We start from the raw sequence: 20361 nt of genomic DNA, 5'->3' as shown, positions 1-20361 counted from the left end.
GGCATAGCGTGATCTATGTGCCCAAGCGCTTGCTTGATTTCCGGGATGTGACCGCCATCGCGGGGGTCGGTTACACCCCCTTCACCAAGAACTCGGGCGTCAGCACCCTCACCCTGGCCTGCCGCGCCGTCCTGGCCGCCCTCGACGACGCCGGCCTGCCCCCGGACGCCGTGGACGGCCTGGCCACCCACCGCGTCGGCGACTCGGCCCCGCCCTCCCTGGTGGCCCCCGCCCTCGGCCTGCCCGACCTCGCCTGGCACCTCGACCAGTTCGGCGGCGGCAGCGTCTCGCACGCCGTCATCGGCCAGGCCGCCCTGGCCGTGGCCACCGGGATGGCCGAGACCGTCGTCTGCTACCGCGCGATCAACGCCCGTTCCGAGTTCCGCATGGGCGGCACCGGGCGTGGCGTGCCGGTCAGCCCCGAGGTCCAGTACCAGGCCCCGTACGGCTACTTCGCCCCGCCGCAGCAGTACGCCATGTACGCCCGCGCCCACATGCTCCGGTACGGCACCAGGTCCGAGCACTTCGGCCGCCTCGCGGTCACCCAGCGCGCCAACGCGGTCAAGAACCCGCGGGCCCTCATGCGTACCCCCATCACGCTGGAGGACTACCTGGCCAGCAGGTGGATCGCCGAGCCGTTCCGCCTCCTGGACTGCTGCCTGGAGACCGACGGCGCCTGCGCCCTCGTCGTCACCACCGCCGAACGCGCCCGCGACCTGCGCCGCCACCCCGTCCTGATCTCGGCGGCGGCCTGGGGCGGCGGCACGTCCCACCTGTCGGGCACGGGCCCGGCCGACCCCACGGTGACCGCGGCCGCCGCCCTGGCCCCGCGCCTGTACGCGCAGGCCGGCCTCGGCCCCGGCGACGTGGACGTGGCCGAGATCTACGACTGCTTCACGTACTCGGTGATCGTGCAGCTGGAGGACTACGGCTTCTGCGCCAAGGGCGAGGGCGGCCCGTACGTGGAGTCGGGCGCCACGGCCCCGGACGGCGAGCTGCCCGTGAACACCCACGGCGGTTTCCTGTCGGAGGGGTACGTGCACGGCGTCAACCACGTCGCCGAGGCGGTCGCCCAGCTCCGGGGCGAGGCCGGCGACCGGCAGGTGCCCGGCGCCGAGGTGGCGCTCTCGACGGCCCAGCCCGGCTACATCCTGCCCGCCACCTCCGCCCTGATCCTCAGGAGGTCCTGACCGATGACCCACGGTCCCCGTCCCGAGCCCGACCGGGACTCCGCCGAGTGGTGGGAGCGCCTGGCGCGGGAGGGGTTCGCGGTGCAGCGCTGCGACGGCTGCGGCACCGCGCGCTTCCCGGCGCGGGCCTTCTGCCCGTCCTGCCGGGGCGAGGCGTGGCGGTGGCTCCCGGTGCCGGCCGAGGGCGTGGTCGAGAGCTGGATCGTCAACCGCCGGCCTTTCATGCCGGGGGCGGGGGAGCCGTACGTCGTGGTGATGGTCCGGCTGGACGCCGTGCCCGGCTGCCTGGTGCACGGGAACTGGCGCGGCGCCGCCCCCGAGCCGCTGCCCGGCCAGCGCGTACGAGGGGTGCGCACGCGCATCGACGACCGGCTGACCCTGCTCGACTGGGAGCCCCTGACCGGGGACGCGGATGCCCATTCGCCCGAGCGCACATCCTCCCGCTGATCGGTCCAGATCCGGACATTCGATTCGTACCGGAAATTCCCACCAGTCCCACCATTGCGAAGGTGCCTACAGGTTGGCCCCTGAGGGTTGATGATGAAGCTGAGGCGTCAACCATGGAGGCGACCCGGACGTGGCGGCGTACGTGTGCGGTAGCGACTCGGCGACAGACGTGACACCGAGGTCACGACCGCTGACTCCTGCCGCCGGCCCGGGCCTGGCTCGGATGGCGCGCAGCCCTCCGGGCACGGGGGGCGGTACGGCGGCGCAAGAAGGTCCCTCTCGGAGGAAGGCGCGTCCTGGCGGGCGTGGGGGACCCGCCAGGACGCGCTTCCTGCCCCGTGAACGGCGACGCCAGGACTCCGGCGAGGGATGGAGTCCTAGGCCGCGAGTTCGCTCACGGAGTCGGTGGGGGTGTGCGAAGGCACGTGCCGCCGGTGACGAACGGTGCTGCGTCGAGCCGCACCGACAGGGTCATCGATGGGGTGCGTGACGGGGGCGCCACCCTCCTCGTTCCAGACAAAGGATCCGTCTATGCACCACACGGTCAGTTCGGTCGACACCGAGAGCACGGACATTGCCTTTCCCTTGCTCTGGTGCTTGTGGGAGAACCCGTCGCGCCGCAACGCGTAACGCAGTAAACGAGTTGCTTCGCGGGGGTCCTGCCAGGGCAGGAACGGCGTGTCCGAGTGAACCGGCAACACTTGGCCTCCACCCCCTCACCGGCCTTTAGATGGATTTGTACCAACGAATGGATGATGGGCCGGTCGAGGGGCTTCGGTCAAGGGGTTGTGGCCTGCTAGAACCAGATCGTCTAAATTGTTGGAACAAAAGGGGTGAAAGTGGCAAGGTCGGTGCTGTATCAGCAGGTGGCGGCGGAATTGCGTCGAGCCATCTACTCGGGTGTCCTCGGCCCCGGGGCGCAGCTGCCGACCGAGGCACAGCTCATGGAAGACCACGGGGTGAGCAGGAACACCGTCAGGCTGGCTCTCGGGGAGCTCGTCAACGAGGGGCTGGTCACGCGCACGCCGAGGCGCGGCACGGTGGTCCGCGACCGCAGGCCGCTGCTCATCTACCCGCAGCGCGAGCTGGAGCCGCAGCCCACCGGAGAACTGAAGGAGGCCTTCGCCTACGCCGTTGCGCAGGAAGGCCGGGCGCCGAGCCAGTACATTGAAGTGCTGACGGTTTCTCCCGTCGAGGAGATCGCCAGCAGGCTCGAGCTGGCCGACGGAGAGCTGGCGGTCGTGCGTCGCCGCCTGCGGTTCGTCGACGGCCAGCCGTACAACACCAACGACTCCTACTTCCCCCGTGATCTGGTCGCCGACTCCGAGATCGCCAGGCCCGGAGACATCGCGCGCGGGGCGAACAGGGTCCTGGAAGAACTCGGCCACGCGCAGATTCGCGTCGTCGACGACATCTGGGCCCGCATGCCCAACCAGGAGGAGGCCGAGCGCCTCCAACTCGAACTCGGCACGCCAGTCATGGTCTACGTCCGAGTCGGATACGACGGGGCCGACATGCCAGTGCGTGTCGCTGTGTCGGTGCTGCCCGCCGACAAACATCTGATCAGATACGAGCTCGATCGTCGCCGCTGACGGGCTCGGTTGAAGGGGTGATCCCGCCGGCCGGGCGCAGCGAGAAAGCCGCCTCGCTGGCCTAGGGGAGTCGTGCATACTCCCCTAAATCGCCATTTATCCATATATATCGGGTTGAGGACCCATATCGCCCCTGCGCGACATTGCGTCATCACGCTGTGTGTCGGCATGGGCACCCAACGCATCGAAGGGCTGTATTATGCACACAAACACCCTCCTTCACCCGCTCGCACTCCGGCGTGCGGAGCCCGCGGACCTTCCCGGCGTACTCAGGCTTCTCGCGGACACCGCCGAGTGGCTGCACACGCAGGGAGTGCGGCAGTGGCCGCGGCAGGGATTCGGCCCCGAGCGGATCGAGCCGCTCATCGAGGAGCGGGTCCTGTACCTGCTCGACGACGAGCTGCGCTATCTCGACCCCGACGTCCAGGCCCCGCCCGTGGCGACCATCGCCCTCGACGGCAACGCCGACCCGGAGTTCTGGACCCCGTCCGACGACCCGGGGGCCGCGCTCTACGTCCACAAGCTGGCCGTGGCCAGGCCGTGGTCCGGCAGCGGGCTCGGCGACGCGCTCCTCGACTGGGCCTGCTCCTCGGCCCGTTCCGCCGGGCTGCCCTGGCTCCGGCTCGACTGCGCCAAGGCCAACCCGCGGCTGCAGGAGTACTACCGCATGCGCGGCTTCCGGCACGTCCGTACGGTGGACCTGCCGCACCGCTCGTCCGGGGCCCTGTTCCAGCGGCCGTCGCGCGACCTGTCCACGACGGCCTTCCGTGACCTGACGGTCGCGGAGCTGATCAGCGCCTAGCGAACCCCTCTGGCCGGATCCGGTCCGGAAGAGGGCCGGGTCCGGCCGGTGGTCGCGCGCCGCCTCATGTCAGGCGGCAGGTCACCTCGTTGGCCATGTTGTTCGAAGGCTGCTCGGCCACGGCGTCGCGGCCCTGGAACTTCCACTGGCACACGGTCGTCGCGGTGATGCGCGCGCCGCCGAAGCACCACAGGTTGTCCCAGGTCCCGCCGCCCATGCTCTGGCCCTGCGCCTTGCAGTACTCCTGGACGTCGGTGAAGGTGATCGTGCCCTGGGACGGCGGCGGCGGGTCGTCGTCGGGCGGCGGCGTGCTCTTGGCGGGGCGGCTCGTCGGCTTGCGGGCCGGTTCCCTGGTGGCGGTGGGGGCTTCCGGTGCGGGGTCGGCCGGGCTGGTGCGGGGCTTGTGGGTGGCGGCGGGCGTGCGCGTGGGGCCGGCGATCCTGGTCGCGGCCGCCTTGGACGTGGCCTTGGCCGACGACGACTGCGCCGAGCCCTCGGGGGTGGGCGTCGGCGCCTCCGGCGTGGTGACGGCCGGTGAGGAGACCGGCGCGGACGCGGGTGAGGACACCGTGGGGGCCGCCGCGCCCGCCGTACGTTCGCCTGGGGCCCAGGCGAGGTAGCCGGTGGCGGCGGCGACGAGCATGACCACGCTCACCGCACCGACGATCAGCGGCCGCCTGCCCGCACCCCCGCCGGAGCGGCGGGAGACGTGAAGGGGCCGGGAGCGGCAGGCCCGTGAGGGGTTCCGGAAGTGATCGGGGGCGAGGCGGGGACGGCGCGTAGGCGTTCGACGAGCTGGGCGGCGGTGGGACGCAGCGACGGGTCCTTGGCCAGGCACGCGCCCACCAGTTCCCGCAGCACCCCGTCCAGCCGCCCGAGCTCCGGCTCCCCCTGGAGGATCGTGTGCAGGACGCGCGGGATCGAGTCGCCAGGGAAGGCCCGCTGCCCGGTGGCCGCGTAGACCATGGTCGCGCCCCACGCGAACAGGTCGGCCGCCGGCCCGACCGCGTCCCCGGCGATCTGCTCGGGCGCCATGTACGCCGGGCTGCCGATCGGCTGGCTGCTGACCGCCGACTGGCTGAGATCGAGCGCCCTGGCGATGCCGAAGTCGATGACGACCGGCCCGTCCGGCCCGAGCAGCACGTTGGCCGGCTTGAAGTCGCGGTGGACCACCCCGGCCTGGTGGACGCCCGCCAGCGCGGTGGCGGTGTTGACCGCCAGCCGCTGGAGGGCGGCCGCCCCGCGCGGCCCGTTGTCGCGTACGGCGCTCTGCAGCGAGGGCCCGTCGACGAACTCGCTCACGATGTACGGCCGCCCGCCCAGGAACCCCGAGTCGAGCACCTGCGCCGTGCAGAAGGGCGCCACCCGCCTGGCGGTCTCCACCTCCCGCAGGAAGCGCCGCCGGGCCTGCTCGTCGGCCATCAGGTGCGCGTGCAGCAGCTTGACCGCCACGCGCCCGCCGCCGCCGTCCCGGCCCACGTAGACGACGCCCTGGCCGCCGGCCCCGAGCCGCCCCTCCAGCGTGTACGGCCCGACCGCCCCCGGATCCTCGGACGACAGCGCCAGCACCTCGGGCACCAAGCCTCCAGCCAGTCGAGTGGGGCCAAGATCGTACCGCAGCGGCCCCAATGGGCACGTGCGTTTCCGGCGCAAGTGGACAGAGCGCCATATAACCTCTTTGCCATGACCGGATCCCTCCTTGAGGTGATCGCGCTCAATGTGCGCGACGCCGTGGCCGCCGAGCAGGGCGGCGCCGACCGCCCGGAGGTCGTCGCCGACATGGCTGCCGACGGGCTCACCCCCGCACCGGAGACGGTCGCCGCGATCGCCGCGGAGTGCCCCCTCCCCCAGATGGTGATGCTCCGCTGCGCGGCCAACTTCACCGCCGACCCCGACGTCCTGGACCGGCTGCGCCGCGACGCCAAGGAGCTCGCGCAGGCCGGCGCGGCCGGGTTCGTGTTCGGCTTCCTGGACGGCGCGGGCGTGGTCGATCTGGCGGCCACCGAGGCGCTCATCCACGCCGTCTCGCCGCTCCCGTGGACCTTCCACCGCGCGGTCGACCACGCCGCCGACGTGCAGGCGTCCTGGCGGGCCGTGCGGCTGCTGCCCAACCTGGCCACCGTGCTCACCTCCGGCTCCCCTCAGGGGGTCGGCGCGGGGCTGTCCACGCTCAGGTCCAGGGCCGAGGCCGGCGACGGGTCGATCATCCTGGCCGGCGGCGGGCTCAAGCCCGCTCACGTGCCCGACCTGCTGGACTACGGCATCCGCGCCTTCCACGTGGGCTCGGCCGTACGGGCGAGCTGGACGGACCCGGTCGAGTGGCGGCTGGTCCGGCAGTGGCGCTCCCTGGTCGAGCGCGACTGAGCCCCTCAGGGCCCCAGGGATCCCCGGGCCGCCCGGCTCAGGGGAACAGGGCCGCGTCGGCGCGGCGGAGGGCGGCGGCCAGCGTCCTGACGGTGGCCGGCTCGTCCATGACGCCGCCCCCGGCCGCCCGCCGCTCCTCCCAGGCCCGTACGCGCTCCCGATAGGAGTCGTAGTGGGCCAGGTGGAAGGCGTAGACGGTGGCGAACCTGCTGACGAGCTGCGCCGGATGCATGTCCCAGCCCTGGTGGAAGCCGTGGGCCAGGGAGTGGCCGACCAGCCGGGCGTGCCTGCCCCACAGGGCGTGGACGTCCTCCGCCCGGTCGGAGGCGGGCCCGGCGGCCAGCGAGCCGTCGGACAGCTCGACGCCCGTGCCCGCGAACGCCGTCTGCATCACGTGCCTGGCGTGGTCGCAGGCCGGATGGTCGAGCCGCTGCTCGTGCGGCGGCAGGCCGATGGCGGCGGTGTAGTCGAACACGCCGAAGTGCGCCGCGGCCAGCCGTCCGCCGAGCGTCCCGGGCAGCTCGGCCCGCAGGAAGGGCAGCGTCTGCGGAGCCTCCACCTGCATCTCGAAGCGCAGCCCGGACAGGCCGAGCCGCGCCTCCAGCCGTTCCAGCACGCCCGCGAACTGCCCGAGGTACGCCTCCATCAGCACCTTCGGGAACGTGACCGTGAACCCCGCCGGCAGCTCGCCCGCATGCTCCAGCACCCCGGCCAGGAAGCCGCCGAGCGTGCGCACCGACCTCGCCGGGTCGCCGTCGGCGAACGACTTCACCCGCAGCCCCCACCGGCGCGGCAGGGTCCCGGCGGCGTGCAGACGGGCCACGGCCCGCGCGGCCTGATCGGCGTGCCCGTCCTCCTCCTCGTACGGGCGCACGCCGTAGCCGTCCTCGAAGTCGATCCGCAGGTCCTCGACCGGCTCGCGGGCCAGCTTGCCGAGCACCCGGTCGCGCACGTCGGGCGCGAACGCCTCCAGATGCGCCTCGGCCAGCGAGAGCGCCCGCCCTCCCCACTCGGCGACGGTCGAGGCGGAGAAACGGTCGGCGGGCACGTAGACGGTGTGGACCGGCTGCCGGCCCGGCTCGGCCATCGGGTAGCGGGCCTGCTGCACCGCGTACACCTCGGCGAAACCGGGCACGGGCTCGTCGGGCACGTACGGGCTCATTCCAGGTGGGCGCAGGCGCGGAGCATGGTGTCGACGCCGACCAGCTTGACGCGTTCGCCCCGGCCGAGCGATCTGGCCAGCTCGCCCTCGGCCCGTTCGATGGCCAGCCAGTCGTCGTAGGTCACCGGCCGCACGCCCCGCTCGGCCAGCAGCGACTCGACCGTCGGCCGCGACATCCGCTCGCCGCCCTCCAGGGACTCGCCCTCCAGGTCGGCCAGCAGCGTGCGGACCGTCTCGGCGGCGTCGGACTTGTTGGTGCCGATGACGCCGGTCGGCCCGCGTTTGAGCCAGCCCGCCACGTACTCGCGCGGGCGCACCCGGCCCGCCTCGTTGGGCACGGTCATGGTCCGCTCGGAGAACGGCACGCCGGGCAGCGGGACGCTCTGGTAGCCGACCGAGCGCAGCACCATGCCGACGGGCAGCGTCTCGTACTCGCCGGTGCCGACGACGCGGCCCTCCTCCGACAGGCGGGTGCGTTCGAGCCGGAGCCCCTCGACCCGGTCGGCGCCCAGGATCTCCACCGGCCGCAGCCAGAAGCGCACGTCGAGGCGGCGCGGCCGGCCCACGGGCTCGCGGCCGGCCCACGACTGCAGGACCTTGATGTTGCCCTGGACCTGGCGCGGGAAGTCGGCGCCGAGGACGGCCGCCTCGTCGGGGCGCACGCAGACGTCGGCGTTGACCAGCTCGCCCAGCTCGCGCAGCTCCTTCAGGGTGAACTTGGCGTGCTCGGGCCCCCGCCTGCCGACCATGTGGATCGCCTTGACCTGGCTCTGGCTCAGCCGGTCGAGCACGTCGTGGGGCACGTCGGTGTGCCGCAGCTCGTCGGCCGTCTTGGCCAGCACACGGACGACGTCGACGGCCACGTTGCCGACCCCGATCACCGCGATCTCGGAGCTGTCCAGCGTGAAGCGCCCTGGATCGACGTCGGGGTGGCCGCAGTACCAGTTGACGAAGTCGGTGGCCGCCACGCTGCCCGGCAGGTCCTCGCCGGGGATGCCGAGCCGCCGGTCGACCATCGCGCCCGTGCAGTAGACGACCGCGTCGTAGACGCCGAGCAGGTCCGCGACGGAGACGTGGTCGCCCAGCGTGACGCCGCCGAGGAAGCGCACCTGGGGCAGTTCGAGTACCCTGCGCAGGTAGTTCGCGATCGACTTGATCGAGGTGTGGTCGGGCGCCACGCCGTACCTGACCAGCCCGTACGGCGTGGGCAGCCGTTCCAGGACGTCGACCAGCACAGGCTCGGCCGACTGCTTGACCAGCGCCTCGGCCGTGTAGATCCCGGCCGGGCCCGACCCGATGACCGCCACGTGCAACGCCACGCTGCCTCCTCATGCCGGTGAAGGTGCGACGCGGAGGACGCGTCCCTAGAGGTGCAACCGGCCCGTGTGCTCGATGTATCCCCGGTCGCCCGCCGGTGAACCCGTCTTCCGTGAATACCCGTCCAACCGGATTCTCGCTCACGAGGCCCCTCATGGCAGCCCCTGAAACGCCGCTATCCGGGGACGGCCCGCGAGCGGAGGGCGAGCTTGTCGACCTTGCCGTTGACGTTGACGGGCAGCGCGTCCACCACCTCGACGCGCTTGGGCACCTTGTAGTTGGACATGTTGGCCTTCGCCCAGGCCAGCAGCGCGCCGGCGGTGACGCGGGCGTCCGGCCGGGGCACCACGTACGCCACGCCGGCCTCGCCGGAGACCGGGTCGGGCACGCCGACCACGGCGGCCCGGGCCAGCGAGCCCTCGCGCAGCAGGAGCGCCTCGACCTCGGCAGGGGAGACGTTGAACCCGTTGACGATGTAGAGCTCCTTCTTCCTGTCCACGATGGCGAGGTTGCCGGCCGCGTCCAGCACGCCGACGTCGCCGGTGTGCAGCCAGCCGTCGGCGTCGATCACCTCGGCCGTCCTGCCGGGCTCGTCCCAGTAGCCGCGCATGACGCCGTAGCCGCGTTGCAGGATCTCGCCGCGCAGGCCGGGCGCGACCTCCTTGCCGTCGTCGTCCACGATCTTGACCTCGATGCCGGGGACGGCCCTGCCGGTGGTGTTCGCGATCACGTCGATGGGGTCGCCGGCCCGCGTCATGGACACGACCGTGCCCTCCATCAGCCCGTACGCGTTGATCATCCGTTCCAGGCCGACCCGCTCGGCCAGCCGGGTGATCAGCGTGGCGGGCACGGAGGCGGCTCCGCAGATGGCCACCCGCAGCGAGGAGACGTCCCAGTCGGCGCGGTCCAGCTCGTCCAGGATCCGGGCGAACAGGGTGGGCGGCCCGGCCAGGATCGTCACCCGCTCGGAGGAGATCAGCGACATCAGGGCGTCCGGCGAGAACACCGGGATCGGCAACATCGTGGCCCGGCGCAGCACGCACGCGACGAGCCCGGCGTTCAGCCCGAACCCGTGGTTGAACGGCGCGATCACCGGATAGCGGTCGTGCTCGTCCAGCGTGACGATCTCCGCCCAGTCCCAGTAGCCGCGCAGGACCTGGGCGTGGTCGAGCATCACGCCCTTGGGCGTGCCCGTGGTGCCGGACGTGGACATGATCTCGCACAGGTCGCCGGGCCCGACCGCCAGCGCCCGTTCCTCGCCCGCCCGTACGGTCACCCCGCCCGCGTCCAGGTCACCGGCCGCGCGTACGGCCACCCGGGCGTCCATGGGCGGCAGCAGGCCGGCGAGCGGCGGATCGCCGACGATGACGACCTTCACCCCGGTCCGCTCGATCAGCCCGGCCGCCTCGATGCCCTTGTACCGCGACGACAACGGCACGAGGACGGCCCCCGCGTCCCAGACGCCGAACGCGTGCCGCACCCAGGACGCCGAGTTCGAGCCCCAGATCGCCACCCGGTCGCCCGGCTCGACGCCGAGCGCGATCAGCCCGCGGGCCACCTCGGCGGCTCCCGTCCTGAGCTCCGACAGCGTGACGCGGGCGGCGCCCTCGACGACCGCGACGGCGTCCGGATGGCGGGCGGCCTGGTCGCGCAGCATGCGGGGGAGCGTCCCCCAGTCGGGCATCGATGCCATCGGCTACTCCGTCGCGCTAGCTGACGAGGGCCCTGTCCCGGCCGAGATGGTGGCCGCGCCGGTCGTCCACGGTGCCGGGCGCGGGGGTCTCCAGGACGTCCTGGGCGATCCGCACGTCGATCGAGATCGGAGTCAGGGCGCGCACGGCCTGCTCGATCCTCGACCGCCACATCGGGTTCCTGACCAGGCTCTCCCGGCCGAACGAGACGGTCAGGGCGGCGGCGTCAAGGGTGCCCTGGCGTTCGACCGACAACTCCCAGCCGGTCACGCCGTCGATCTTCGACAGCGCCTTCTCGACCCGCGGCAGCGCCAGCCACACGCCCCTGACCAGCACGTGCTCGCCGACCGTGTGCGCGGGCGCGGGCAGCCCGGCGCCGCCGGCCCTGGCCACCAGGCCGGTCCTGAGCACGGCGTCGCCCAGCGTGGAGTGCCCGGACGGCGTGAGGACCAGCTCGGCCAGCGCGTCCTCCTGGCCGGCCAGGTCGTCCTTGGTCAGCGAGGCGAGGCCCAGAACGCCGTCCGCGAGCGGGGTGAGCGGCGCGTCCTCGGCGGTCCTGAACGCGAGGGCGGCCCCGCCGAACGGGCTGGCGAGCACTTCGGTGACCGCGCAGCCGAACTCGCCCGCCAGATGCCCCATCGTGCGCCTGGAGGCGATCTCGCCGGTCAGGACGATGTGTTCGAGCCCGAGGTCGAGCGGGTCGAGGAGGAACTCCAGGTGCAGGCGGGCCAGCAGGTCCATCGCGCCCGTCGGGGTGCTGACCAGCGTGGTCGCGCCGAGCGCGGTCAGCGCATGGTGCAGGCGCAGGCGGCCGCGCGGCCCGACGGCGGCGGCGGCCCGCGCGACCTGCGCGGCGGCGGCGGCCCACAGCGCGCCCGCGGGGTCGGCGAGCGCCACCACGACCCGGTCGCGCCCGCCGACCCCGGCCGCGCGCAGCGCCGCCGCGGTGAGGCCGGTCGCGGCGGTGGCGTCCTCGGGGCCGAGCGGGAACACGCTGGACAGGTCGGGCGCCACGAGCAGCAGCCCTTCGGCGGAGCGTGCGGCCGAGGCGAGGTCGTCGCGGGTCAGCCAGCGGGCGGCGGTCAACGGGCCACCTCGTTCATGAACAGCGTCATCGACTCGCACACCCTCTCGTGGGCCAGCCCGCCGACCTGCGCCTGGATGATCAGGTCCGTGGCGCCGGCCTCGGCGATCCTGGCCAGGGCCTTGCGCGAGCCCTCGACGTCGTCCACCACGACCATGAGGTGCTCGCGCAGGGTGGCCATCGCCTCCTCCGGCGGCATCCCGGCGGCGAGCTGGCCCAGCACACGGTGGGTGGCGTGCCGGGCGTCGTAGTAGTCGGGCGGGGTGACCAGGTTGACCTGGCGGCGGATGTACCACAGGACGGCGTCGGCGGCGGTGGCGGTGGCCTCGTCCCGGGTGGGGGCGGCGAACCAGGGGATCATCAGCGCCACGCGCCGGGAGGCGGGGTCGAAACCGCTCTCGGCCAGGCACTCCCGATATCTCGCGATGTCGGCGGCGACGTCGTCGATGCCCTTGAGCATCGTCATGCCCAGCAGGTTGTAGCCGTGCCGGGCGGCGGCCAGGTAGCCCTCCAGCGAGGTGGAGGCGACCCACACGGGCGGGTGCGGCTCCTGGACCGGACGGGGGTAGACGGCCACGTCGGGGATCTCGAAGAACTCGTTCGACCTGCTGATCGGCTCGCCGTCGGCGTGCCAGATGGCGAGGGTGGCCTCCAGCGAGTCCTCCCAGATCTGCCGCGACTTCTCGAACGGCCGCTGGAAGGCCTGGTACTCCAGGGGGAGGCGCCGCGTCCGGTGCCGAACTCGACCCGGCCGCCGCTCAGCACGTCGAGGGTGGCGACCCGCTCGGCGGTGCGGATGGGCGACTGGAACGGCAGCAGCACCACGCCGAGCCCGAGATGGATGCGCTCGGTGCGCTGGGAGATGGCCGCGAGGACCAGATCGGGGGCGGAGGAGTGGGAGAAACCCCTGGTGAAGTGGTGCTCGACGAACCAGGCCGTGTCGAACCCCAGCCGATCGCCGAGGACGACCTGCTCGATCACGTTCTCGAACGCCTGTCGCTCGACCTCGCGGGTGCGGCCGCGGACCTCCAGTTCGTACCCCAGGCTGATCCGTAGGGACGTCATCGCGCCTCCGGCGAAAGTAGTAAACCAAGCGCTCGCTTGGTAGAGAGTATCAGGGCCGAAGACTTGCGGGAAGGGCGCGCCGCCGATCAGAGTGGTTGCTCGTGAGGCGAAAGCACGCGCTGCGGCGGTCGAAGGACGGCACGTTCCACGACCACGGGGACGACGGTCCCTCGCTCCCCGACGCTCGCGGTTACGAGGCTTTCGGCCGGGTCATGGCCGCCCTCGCGACCGAGGCCGACGTCATCGAGTCGTGCCGCGACCTGACGTGGTGGCGCGGCGCCGACCGGAGCTGGCACATCGAGTGGCGCGACGGGCCGTACGCCTCGGAGGTGGCCGCGCTGCTCGCCGGCCAGGTGGGCGACGCCGGCGGCGCGCCGCTCACGGCCGCCGGCCCCGCGGGCGCGGGCTCGGCGGTGCTGGAGGTGATGGGGGTGCGCTTCGAACTGCGCGCGATCGACCCCATGGGCCGGGCCCGGGTGCGCGCGCGGCCGGGGTTGTGGCGCCTGGCCGAGGCCCTCGACACCACCCGCCGCACCAACACCCGCCATCCGTGGGAGGAACTGCTCGGCGGCTGAGCCGTCTCACGCCTCGCCGAAGACGTGCGGGGCCAGGCGGGCGCGGTGCGTCCGCGGCGGGCACAGGAGCTGGGCGTCGGACGTGGCCCGTTTGAGATACCGGTGCGCCGGATGCTCCCACGTCACCCCGATGCCGCCGTGCACCTGGATGTTCTCGCCCGCCGCCGTCAGGTAGGCCTCCGTGCAGTACGACCCCGCGACGGCGGCGAAGACGTCCGCCCTTCCCTCCGGCCCCGCTCCCGCCTCCGCCGCCGCCCGTGCCGCCGAGCGGGCGGACTCCACGAGCAGCAGCACGTCGGCCAGCTTGTGCTTGATCGCCTGGAAGGAGCCGATCGGCCGGCCGAACTGCCGCCGCGAGCATGCGTACTCGGTGGCCATCTCCAGGCAGCGTGCCGCGCCGCCGGTCTGCTCGGCCGCCAGGGCCGCGATCCCGAGGTCGCGTACGCGGGCCCACGACGTCCCCGGGCCCAGCCGCCGTACGGGTGCGCGGTCGAAGGCGAGGGAGGTCAGCGGCCGGGTCTCGTCCATGGTCGGGTACGCCGCCCGCCGCGTCGGCACGGCCTCCACCAGGTGCCCGCCGGCGTAGGCGAGCACGATCTCGCCGTCCAGCGCGTACGGCACCGCGCCCGAGAGCCGGTCGTCCGCCAGCGTCAGCTCCCCGTCGCCCGGCAGCACGACGGTCGCCGTCGCCGCCCCCGAGGCCAGCTCGGGCAGCAGCCGGGCGCGCGCCTCCTCGTCCCCGTCGGCCATGAGCGCCCCGACGGCCAGCACGGCCGACTGCAGGAACGGGTGGGGTGACAGCGCGCGTCCCAGTTCTTCGGCCACGGCCGCCGCCTCGGCCGGGCCGCAGCCCGCGCCGCCGTACCGATCGGGGACGAGCAGCCCCGCCACGCCCACCTCCCGCGCGAACGCCTGCCACGTCGCGTCCGGCCGGTCGGCGAGGTAGGCGCGGACGACGGCGCCGAGCTCATTGGAGAGGGTCACCCGAGCATGGTAAACCAAGCGATTGCTTGCCTTAGATACGGATGACCGAAATTTGCCTTTTTTGGATGGATACATAATCTGGATGCGGTCATCCCTAGACATTTCCGGGGGAGGGATTGACCAGGGAATGAAGATGAACCACACCGCGATCGAGTACGCCGACTTCGCCGAATGCGACCGGCGTCTGCGCCGCATGGAACACCACGTGCTGGCGGCCTTCCTGGCAGGACTGGCCGTGGGCCTGATCGGCATGTTCACCGCCGGCAAGGGCCCGGAATGGTTCGGCCAGCTCTACGACCCGTACGCCTACCTGACCCTCTCGCTGGTCGTGGGCGCCACCGCGTCGGGGTTCGGCTGGGCGCTGCTGACCACGTTCCTGGCGGCCGTGTCCACCGTGGTCGCGGCCATGGGCGCGGGCGCGCTGCGCGGTGTGGACGGCTTCGACGTCATCGGCGGCGGCGTCGCCGGGCTGAACTGGACGGTCGGCCTGCTCGTCGGCCTCGGCCTGCTCGCCTACGTCACCCGCAGGCGGGACCGCTGGGGCGACCTGGCCGCGGGTGCGATCGGCGCCCTGCTGATCGCCGACGTCGTCGACCGCGCGACCCCCGGCTTCATCGACAGCGAGCAGTCGTTCTGGCCCGGACCCGCCACGGTGGTCGCGCTGCTGGCCGTGGCCCTGGTCGTGGTGCTGCGCAGGAACCGGCGGGCCCGCGTGCGCGCCCTGGCGGTCTCGGCCGTCTTCGCCGGTCTGTTCACGGTCTGCCTGGGCGTCTTCGTGGGCGGCTGGCTGCCCCTCTCGGCCTGAGCGGGCGTACCGGCCGCCGATCGCCGTGAGCCCGGTGATCCGGGCCTTCGCTCGTACGCGCCCGGTTAACGCCGCGCGGCGCGGCCCCCGAGTCGATAGCCTGTAATCCTTCAGATCCAGGCCCGAGCAAGGAGTAGCCGTGTTGCTGCGCATGTCGTCGTTGTTTCTTCGCACCCTGCGGGACGACCCGGCAGACGCGGAAGTGCCGAGCCACAAGCTCCTCGTCCGCGCCGGCTACGTCCGCCGCGTGGCCCCCGGCATCTACTCGTGGCTGCCCCTCGGCAAGCTGGTGCTGGAGAACGTCACCAGGATCGTCCGCGAGGAGATGAACCGGATGGGCGGCCAGGAGGTGCTCTTCCCCGCCCTGCTGCCCCGCGAGTACTACGAGGCCACCGGCCGCTGGACCGAATACGGTGACACCCTGTTCCGGCTCCAGGACCGCAAGGGCGCCGACTACCTCCTCGGCCCCACGCACGAGGAGCTCTTCACCGACATGGTCAAGGGCGAATACTCCTCGTACAAGGACTACCCGGTCACGCTCTACCAGATCCAGACCAAATACCGCGACGAGGCCAGGCCCAGGGCCGGCATCCTGCGCGGCCGCGAGTTCCTCATGAAGGACTCCTACTCCTTCGACCTCGACGACGACGGCCTCAAGCGCTCCTACGAGCAGCACCGCGAGACCTACATCCGCACGTTCGAGCGGCTCGGCATCGAGTACAAGATCGTGTTCGCCACCTCGGGCGCGATGGGCGGCTCGGCCTCCGAGGAGTTCCTGGCGCCGACCCCCACCGGCGAGGACACGTTCGTCGCCTGCCACTCCTGCGGCTACGCGGCCAACGCCGAGGCCGTCACCACCACCGCGCCGCCCGCCCGCGACCTCGACGGCGCCGCGCCGATGCGGGTCCTCGACACGCCCGACACCCCGACCATCGAGTCCCTGGTGTCCTACGTCAACGAGCGCCACGGCCTGTCCGTCACCGCCGCCGACACGCTGAAGAACGTCGTCGTCAAGGTCACGACCCCCGGCTCCGACAAGGTCGAGACGCTGATCATCGGCGTGCCCGGCGACCGCGAGGTCGACTTCAAGCGCCTGGAGGCCGCGCTCGCGCCCGGCGAGCCCGCCATCTTCGAGGCCGCCGACTTCGCCGCCCACCCCGGTCTCGTCCGCGGCTACATCGGCCCGCAGATCCTGCGCGAGCTCGGCATCCGCTACCTCGTCGACCCCCGCGTCGTCACCGGCACCTCCTGGGTCACCGGCGCCAACGAGCCGGGCAAGCACGCCGCCGACGTGGTCGCCGGGCGCGACTTCGTCCCCGACGGCACGATCGAGGCCGCCGAGGTGCGCGCCGGCGACCCCTGCCCCCGCTGCGGCTCCCCGCTGTCCATCGACCGGGGCATCGAGATCGGCCACATCTTCCAGCTCGGCCGCAAGTACGCCGACGCCGCCGGCCTCGACGCGCTCGGCCCCGACGGCAAGCCCGTCCGCATCACCATGGGCTCCTACGGCATCGGCGTCTCGCGGGCCGTGGCCGTCATCGCCGAGCAGGCCCACGACCAGCTCGGCCTGGTGTGGCCGCGCGAGGTCGCGCCCGCCGACGTGCACATCGTCGGCACCGGCAAGGAGAACCAGGTCGAGGCCGCCCTTGAGCTGGCCGGCGAGCTGGAGGCGCAGGGGCTGCGGGTGCTCGTCGACGACCGCGCCCAGGTCTCGCCGGGCGTCAAGTTCAAGGACGCCGAGCTGCTGGGGCTGCCCACGATCGTGGTGATCGGGCGCGGGCTGTCGCAGGGCGTCATCGAGCTGCGCGACCGGGTGACCGGCGTCAAGGAGGAGATCCCCCTCGCCGAGGCCGCCACCCGCATCCTGGCCGCCTGCCGCTGACCCCACACCGCCGCGGGCCGGGCGACTGCCCGCCCGCCCGCGGCCCGCTGCCCGCACCCCTTCGGAGCCGGGCCGTTGTCCCGGCTCCGGCGACGGGGCGGGGCCACTGTTCGTCTCCGCGAGGGGGACGGTCTGCTGTCTCGGCTTCGCGACGGGGACGGTCTGCTGTCCCGGCTTTGTGAGGGGAACGGGCCGTCGTGCCCGCCTTCCGTTGGTGTCGTCAGCCGCCGGAGCCGGAGGGCGCCGGTGTCGGGGGCGACGTCGGGGGCGGGCTGCTGCCCGGCATGCCCGGGAAGGCCGCGGGTGGTGCCGGCTGGAAGGCGTAGGCGCGGGTCGCCGACTCCTGCATGGCCAGGGCGGCGTACTTGCGCAGCGCGGGGTCGCCGGCCGCGGCCAGCTCCAGATAGGCGGCCGTGATGCCGTTCTCCAGCTGCACGGCCAGCCGGGCGGCCTGCGCGGCGCCCGTGGGCACGTACGGCAGCGCGTAGGAGGGCTCCGACTCGTTCGGCTTTTCCCCGCGGCCGGTGATCAGATTGCGGAGCTGGTCGCGGCGGGCCCGGTGGGCCTCGTACGCGGCGCCGGTCAGGTCCCGCAGGGAACCGGTCGTACGCGCCCCCAGGAGCCCGTAGGCGAACACGGCGGCATGCTCGGCGGCCAGAGCCTTGCGCAGCCTCCCGACGTCGTCCCCGTCCACCACGGCGCTGTCCACCACGGCGCTGTTCACCACGACCCCGTTCATCACGTTCCCGTTCACGACGACTTGGGCAGCGACACGGCGTGGACCGCCTCGCACGCCCCGATGCTGGCGAGGAGCTGGGCCACGCCGGGGGACAGGCCGGCGAGCTGACGGGGCCGCTGCGCCGCGGCGCGGCGTTCGACGTCCCGCAGCCGTGACAGCGTGGGCTTGGGGGACTTCGACGGCGTGGCGCCGGGCGACGCGCCGGGCGAGGCCGGCGAGGAGACAGGCGGAGAGGCGGGCGGCGTGCCCGCGGGCAGGTATTTGCGCAGCTCGGCCAGGTGCGCCTGGTGCCGGGCGCGGAAGGGCTCCAGGGACTCGGCGCCACCCGCGATCAGCGCCGAGTAGAGGGCGACCGTGCGCTCCTTGTCGGCGACCACCTGCCGCAGCAGGACGGTCTCGGGCGAGTCGGGCGCCGGGGCCGCGGGCCCGGCCGGACCCGAGGCGCTGCAGGCCGTCAGGGCGGCCGCTCCGCCCGCCAGCACGGCTCGCCTGGAGAGGTGACGCGGGCGCACGGGCTTGGACCTCCGGTGACTACGGACCCGGTGACGAGGGACCCCAGTGACCGGGGCGCCGCCGGCGACGGCTCCAGGTGACTGCGGACGCAGATAGCATCGTACGGGCTGGTGCCCGGGAACGCCGTCAGGCGACGCTCCGCCACTCGACCACGACGAGTGGCGCTCTCTCCGTGCCTCCGTACAGATAGGGTGTCAACTGTCGTCGCTGGCTGCGCAGCCAGACGGCGGAGAGCCAGTGGCGAGGTCCGCCCGGCTGAGACATGACAATAGGGGAGGTCGATATGGGCAGCGCATCATCCCGCGACCACCTGATGAAGCTCCTGGAGCCTGTGGTCGGCGCGGAGGGCCTCGATCTGGAGGACGTCACGGTCACCCAGGCGGGCAAGAGGCGGTTGCTGCGCGTGATCGTCGATCGCGACGGCGGCGTGAGCCTCGACGACATCGCAGACGTGAGCCAGGCCGTCTCCACCGCACTCGACGAGGACGACGTGATGGGGCAGGCCGCCTACACCCTTGAGGTCTCCTCTCCGGGCGTCGACCGCCCGCTCACCGAGCCGCGCCACTGGCGGCGTGCCGCCAAGCGGCTGGTGAAGGCCGAGATGAGAGACGGCACCGTGGTGGAGGGCCGCATCCTGGCGGCGGACGAGAGCGGCGTCGACCTCGACGTCGCCGGCTCCGCCCGCCGGCTCGATTACCAGGACCTGACCCGAGGCCGGGTACAGGTGGAGTTCCGCCGGATCGACGACATCGACGACGTCGACGGCGACGAAGGCTAAGGGGGAAGCCTCGTGGACATCGACATGAGCGTCCTGCGCAGCCTGGAGCGGGAGAAGGACATCTCCTTCGACCTGGTCGTCAAGGCGATCGAGGACGCGCTGCTGATCGCCTACTTCCGCACCGAGGGGGCGGCGCCCAAGGCGCGCGCCGAGCTCGACCGCGGCAGCGGCCACGTCACGATCTGGGCGGCCGAGCTCGACGACGAGGGCGACGTCGTCAGGGAGTTCGACGACACTCCGGGCAACTTCAGCCGGATCGCCGCGACCACTGCCAAGCAGGTCATCCTGCAGCAGCTCCGCGACGCCGAGGACGAGATCAACTTCGGCGAGTTCGCCAGCCGCGAGGGCGAGCTGGTCTCGGGCGTGATCCAGCAGGGCAAGGACCCGCGCGTGGTGCTGGTCGACCTCGGCAAGATCGAGGCCGTGCTGCCGCACGCCGAGCAGGTCCCGGGCGAGGACTACGTGCACGGCGAGCGCATCCGCGCCTACGTGGTGCAGGTGAAGAAGGGCCACAAGGGGCCGTCGGTGACGCTGTCGCGCACCCACCCCGGCCTGGTCAAGAAGCTCTTCGCGCTGGAGGTGCCCGAGATCGCCGACGGCACCGTGGAGATCACCGCGGTGGCCCGCGAGGCCGGCCACCGCACGAAGATCGCGGTCCGGTCGCGCAAGCCGGGCGTCAACGCCAAGGGCGCCTGCATCGGCCCGATGGGCTCGCGCGTCCGCAGCGTGATGACCGAGCTGCACGGCGAGAAGATCGACATCATCGACTGGTCCGAGGATCCCGGTCAGTTCGTCGGGAATGCGCTGTCCCCGTCCCGTGTTTCCCATGTCGAGGTTCTCGATCTCGAAGGACGGGTCGCACGGGTGACGGTCCCCGACTACCAGCTTTCGCTGGCCATCGGCAAGGAAGGGCAGAATGCCCGGCTTGCCGCCAGGCTCACCGGATGGCGCATTGACATCCGGCCTGACACACAAGCCGAGGATGCCGCCGGTTCCGTAGATGCGTCAACACGGTAAGCTGGAATATGGTGGCCACGCGGCCCCACAGCGCACCTGTGTGGGCTGCAGGGTTCGCACGGCTAAGTCCGAGCTGCTCCGCCTGGTGCGGATCGAGGACCATCTGGTCCCTGATCTGCGAGGACGGCTTTCTGGCCGCGGTGCATCGCTGCATCCGTCCTTGAGCTGTCTGGAGCTCGCCGAGCGTCGCCGAGCGTTCCCGCGCGCGTTCCGCGTGCCGGGGCCGCTTGACGTCTCGCGTGTGCGGGCACACCTGGAGGAGGAATCACGAAATGTCATGTAGGACGCCGAGTTGATGGGCGGAGTCAGATTGCTATGAGCGCCTGATGAGCACGCGGCGATGAAGACGTCAAG

Annotated in this window: 20 protein-coding genes and 1 pseudogene; 11 read left to right on the top strand and 10 right to left on the bottom strand. The window is 72.4% G+C overall.

All coding sequences use genetic code 11. From position 1 onward, the window contains the following. The first annotated feature begins 29 nt into the window (after positions 1–29). From ACNF49_RS47500 to ACNF49_RS47485, 4 genes are all read left to right on the top strand, one after another. Positions 30–1190, top strand: coding sequence for a thiolase C-terminal domain-containing protein (locus ACNF49_RS47500; RefSeq protein WP_482945684.1), 1161 nt, complete (start codon positions 30–32; stop codon positions 1188–1190). 3 nt (positions 1191–1193) lie between these two features. Next, positions 1194–1637 (top strand): Zn-ribbon domain-containing OB-fold protein, encoded by a 444-nt coding sequence (locus ACNF49_RS47495; protein WP_482941823.1) that lies wholly within the window; start codon positions 1194–1196, stop codon positions 1635–1637. Between the two features lie 851 nt (positions 1638–2488). Next, a complete protein-coding gene (locus tag ACNF49_RS47490; RefSeq protein ID WP_352363150.1) occupies positions 2489–3229 on the top strand; it encodes a GntR family transcriptional regulator in 741 nt (246 codons plus the stop codon). A 199-nt stretch (positions 3230–3428) separates the two neighbouring features. Then, positions 3429–4031: a GNAT family N-acetyltransferase gene (locus ACNF49_RS47485; protein ID WP_357983819.1), complete on the top strand. Its 603-nt coding sequence runs from the start codon at positions 3429–3431 to the stop codon at positions 4029–4031. 64 nt (positions 4032–4095) lie between these two features. Here the strand turns inward: ACNF49_RS47485 and ACNF49_RS47480 are convergent, their stop codons facing one another. Both ACNF49_RS47480 and ACNF49_RS47475 read right to left on the bottom strand, forming a co-directional pair. Continuing rightward, on the bottom strand, positions 4096–4686 hold the full coding sequence (locus tag ACNF49_RS47480; protein ID WP_482941822.1) for a hypothetical protein: 591 nt from the start codon (positions 4684–4686) through the stop codon (positions 4096–4098). Between the two features lie 11 nt (positions 4687–4697). Continuing rightward, a complete protein-coding gene (locus tag ACNF49_RS47475) occupies positions 4698–5609 on the bottom strand; it encodes a serine/threonine-protein kinase (RefSeq protein ID WP_482941821.1) in 912 nt (303 codons plus the stop codon). 105 nt (positions 5610–5714) lie between these two features. Here ACNF49_RS47475 and ACNF49_RS47470 point away from each other — a divergent pair, with 105 nt between their 5' ends. Continuing rightward, positions 5715–6395, top strand: a complete 681-nt coding sequence (locus tag ACNF49_RS47470) for a copper homeostasis protein CutC (RefSeq protein ID WP_482941820.1) — start codon at positions 5715–5717, stop codon at positions 6393–6395. Positions 6396–6432: 37 nt separating this feature from the next. Here the strand turns inward: ACNF49_RS47470 and ACNF49_RS47465 are convergent, their stop codons facing one another. The 5 genes and pseudogenes from ACNF49_RS47465 to ACNF49_RS47445 all read right to left on the bottom strand — a co-directional run bounded on the left by ACNF49_RS47465 (position 6433) and on the right by ACNF49_RS47445 (position 12714). Next, positions 6433–7545, bottom strand: coding sequence for a DUF6986 family protein (locus ACNF49_RS47465; protein ID WP_482941819.1), 1113 nt, complete (start codon positions 7543–7545; stop codon positions 6433–6435). 8 nt (positions 7546–7553) lie between these two features. Further along, a complete protein-coding gene (locus tag ACNF49_RS47460; protein WP_357983807.1) occupies positions 7554–8876 on the bottom strand; it encodes an FAD-dependent oxidoreductase in 1323 nt (440 codons plus the stop codon). Positions 8877–9049: 173 nt separating this feature from the next. Next, the gene (locus tag ACNF49_RS47455) at positions 9050–10567 is read right to left on the bottom strand and encodes an AMP-binding protein (RefSeq protein ID WP_482941818.1); all 1518 of its coding nucleotides are present in this window, start codon (positions 10565–10567) and stop codon (positions 9050–9052) included. 16 nt (positions 10568–10583) lie between these two features. Then, complete coding sequence (locus tag ACNF49_RS47450) at positions 10584–11651, bottom strand: phenylacetate--CoA ligase family protein (protein WP_482941817.1); 1068 nt, start codon at positions 11649–11651, stop codon at positions 10584–10586. Next, a pseudogene (locus ACNF49_RS47445) lies at positions 11648–12714 on the bottom strand (LLM class flavin-dependent oxidoreductase). The gene ACNF49_RS47450 and the pseudogene ACNF49_RS47445 overlap by 4 nt, the downstream one beginning before the upstream one ends. Positions 12715–12815: 101 nt before the next feature. On the opposite strand from ACNF49_RS47445, the gene ACNF49_RS47440 reads away from it, so the two are divergent. Then, a complete protein-coding gene (locus ACNF49_RS47440) occupies positions 12816–13289 on the top strand; it encodes a hypothetical protein (RefSeq protein ID WP_482941816.1) in 474 nt (157 codons plus the stop codon). A gap of 6 nt (positions 13290–13295) precedes the next feature. Here the strand turns inward: ACNF49_RS47440 and ACNF49_RS47435 are convergent, their stop codons facing one another. Next, entirely contained in the window at positions 13296–14273 is a 978-nt protein-coding gene (locus ACNF49_RS47435; protein WP_482941815.1) for an acyl-CoA dehydrogenase family protein, read from the bottom strand. Positions 14274–14406: 133 nt separating this feature from the next. Between ACNF49_RS47435 and ACNF49_RS47430 the strand changes: the two genes are divergently transcribed. Both ACNF49_RS47430 and ACNF49_RS47425 read left to right on the top strand, forming a co-directional pair. Then, positions 14407–15078 (top strand): hypothetical protein, encoded by a 672-nt coding sequence (locus tag ACNF49_RS47430; RefSeq protein WP_357988119.1) that lies wholly within the window; start codon positions 14407–14409, stop codon positions 15076–15078. A gap of 139 nt (positions 15079–15217) precedes the next feature. Continuing rightward, on the top strand, positions 15218–16960 hold the full coding sequence (locus ACNF49_RS47425) for a proline--tRNA ligase (protein ID WP_357988116.1): 1743 nt from the start codon (positions 15218–15220) through the stop codon (positions 16958–16960). Positions 16961–17180: 220 nt separating this feature from the next. Here ACNF49_RS47425 and ACNF49_RS47420 read toward each other — a convergent pair whose 3' ends face one another. Both ACNF49_RS47420 and ACNF49_RS47415 read right to left on the bottom strand, forming a co-directional pair. Further along, positions 17181–17714 carry a ferritin-like domain-containing protein gene (locus ACNF49_RS47420; RefSeq protein WP_482941814.1) on the bottom strand — a complete coding sequence of 178 codons (534 nt, stop codon included), beginning with the start codon at positions 17712–17714 and terminating at the stop codon, positions 17181–17183. After that, entirely contained in the window at positions 17711–18211 is a 501-nt protein-coding gene (locus ACNF49_RS47415) for a hypothetical protein (RefSeq protein ID WP_482941813.1), read from the bottom strand. The genes ACNF49_RS47420 and ACNF49_RS47415 overlap by 4 nt, the downstream gene beginning before the upstream one ends. 284 nt (positions 18212–18495) lie before the next feature. Here ACNF49_RS47415 and rimP point away from each other — a divergent pair, with 284 nt between their 5' ends. From rimP to ACNF49_RS47400, 3 genes are read left to right on the top strand one after another with little or no spacing between them, the layout of a single operon-like run. Next, complete coding sequence (gene rimP / locus ACNF49_RS47410) at positions 18496–18990, top strand: ribosome maturation factor RimP (RefSeq protein ID WP_357988107.1); 495 nt, start codon at positions 18496–18498, stop codon at positions 18988–18990. A 12-nt stretch (positions 18991–19002) separates the two neighbouring features. After that, entirely contained in the window at positions 19003–20007 is a 1005-nt protein-coding gene (nusA, locus tag ACNF49_RS47405) for a transcription termination factor NusA (RefSeq protein WP_357988104.1), read from the top strand. After that, entirely contained in the window at positions 19991–20290 is a 300-nt protein-coding gene (locus tag ACNF49_RS47400) for a YlxR family protein (RefSeq protein ID WP_352365338.1), read from the top strand. Before nusA ends, ACNF49_RS47400 begins: the two co-directional genes overlap by 17 nt. Positions 20291–20361: the final 71 nt, after the last annotated feature.

This window comes from Actinomadura sp. ATCC 39365, assembly GCF_054392275.1.
The sequence above is the reverse complement of the archived record's forward strand: the minus strand, read 5'-3'. Positions and strand labels throughout refer to the sequence as shown.

Coding starts and splice junctions, on each gene's coding strand:
- ACNF49_RS47495 (WP_482941823.1), top strand. CDS start 1,194: ATGACCCACGGTCCCCGTCCCGAGCCCGACCGGGACTCCGCCGAGTGG.
- ACNF49_RS47485 (WP_357983819.1), top strand. CDS start 3,429: ATGCACACAAACACCCTCCTTCACCCGCTCGCACTCCGGCGTGCGGAG.
- ACNF49_RS47430 (WP_357988119.1), top strand. CDS start 14,407: ATGAACCACACCGCGATCGAGTACGCCGACTTCGCCGAATGCGACCGG.
- ACNF49_RS47455 (WP_482941818.1), bottom strand. CDS start 10,567: ATGGCATCGATGCCCGACTGGGGGACGCTCCCCCGCATGCTGCGCGAC.
- ACNF49_RS47400 (WP_352365338.1), top strand. CDS start 19,991: ATGCGTCAACACGGTAAGCTGGAATATGGTGGCCACGCGGCCCCACAG.
- ACNF49_RS47470 (WP_482941820.1), top strand. CDS start 5,715: ATGACCGGATCCCTCCTTGAGGTGATCGCGCTCAATGTGCGCGACGCC.
- rimP (WP_357988107.1), top strand. CDS start 18,496: ATGGGCAGCGCATCATCCCGCGACCACCTGATGAAGCTCCTGGAGCCT.